The 1,433-nt window shown below is 27.4% G+C and carries 2 protein-coding genes; both read right to left on the bottom strand.

Annotation, left to right across the window (positions count from 1 at the left end; genetic code table 11):
- Nucleotides 1-966 (bottom strand): low temperature requirement protein A (locus tag Q0370_RS02100; protein WP_299571452.1); only part of this gene is annotated, 966 nt, incomplete at its 3' end.
- Between the two features lie 152 nt (nt 967-1,118).
- The coding region (locus tag Q0370_RS02105; RefSeq protein WP_299571455.1) for a DKNYY domain-containing protein at nt 1,119-1,433 on the bottom strand (315 nt) is incomplete at its 5' end.

Below are 1,433 nucleotides of genomic sequence, written 5' to 3' on the forward strand. Positions count from 1 at the left end.
AAAAATTTTTAAAAAATCCTTTTTACGTAAACGCATTTTCTTCTCTATATAAATCTCATTTACAAATAGCATTAAATAAAATCCTGTATATCCAACAATGAAAAAGATTGCTAAAATTGTTTTATCCGTGTTCTTTCCAACCAAATCCCACCAATAAATTATAATCCCTAAACTCATTAGCAGAAAAAAATGTGAGTACATAAGGACAAACCCTCTTGTCTTCTGGTTAGGATTTATTACTTTATTTATCACTACTGTATAAGTTCCAAATAGAAAAAATATTGTAATGAATGCTATAAAAGGATAAATAGTAAAGTGTTCTGGACTAAAATATTGTGCGATGGTCACAACCATTTCCCCAAAAAATAATATTGTCAGCAGCTCAAATCTTTCCTTCAAATGTCCAAAATTAGTGATACTGTTGTTAAATTTCACTCTATATATTATAGGCAGAAAAACACCGAAAATATTTGCAGCTATGCAAAACAGTATTCCTAGACGAAAACCTAATAATAAACTTGTTGCAAATAGTGTTATCACAATCAGCAGGATATTCCTTAAATTGATTAATTCCCTTTCTCCAACAGCACTTTTCATAGCCTGACAATGATATAAAAAGGCTACACTTGAAGACATTATCAACATAGAAATACTAAATGGATAAAAATTCTGCTCCCAATCTAAGGAAATAGAATTGGAAAGATAAATTGCAGCTCCCATATTTATACACATAATGACAATTTCTTTAATGTCAAATGTCCCAAACCAGTTTAAATAATTGGTTAAATATAACCACTCCTGAAGTACTGCAAGAGAAAACAATGTAAAACTTATAAGTACCCAGGGCTCAATAATTCCATTATGAGGATGATGAGCAAGTTCTGAAATTTTTGAGATAGCGTAAACAAATGTCAAATCATAAAAAAGCTCAGTATTCTCAACTTTCCTTTCTTTAATTAAACTCATTTTTATAATTCCTCCTTATTTTTTTCTATTTTAGCACATTTAAATTAAAAATAAAATATAACTGATGAACTAGCTGATAAATTTGATTATAATGTTTTGCTGCACTTTACCATTTAAAATAATTATTTTAAAACTTTCTACATCTGCACCTTCTATTTTAGAAAAATACCATTTAAAGAGAATTTATTTAATTTATTCATGTCAAAATAATAAACTTCATTTTTATCCTGCAGGTAACCATTAGCATCAGCAGTTGTCAAGTTTGCTGTAATAATCGGAGCAGTAGAATATTTAAAGGACTTTGTATCAACATTTAAAGGCACTTTATACAATTTATTTTTATAATACACATTATTTTTATTATGGAAATAACTTGACCATTCATTAAATATTTCAAAAGTTTTGACATATTCTGCAATTCCAAAATTAGCTAAAATAAATATTCCTAATACAACTTTAAAAAATTT

It is taken from the genome of uncultured Leptotrichia sp., assembly GCF_938036635.1.
Classification (GTDB): Bacteria; Fusobacteriota; Fusobacteriia; order Fusobacteriales; family Leptotrichiaceae; genus Leptotrichia; species Leptotrichia hongkongensis.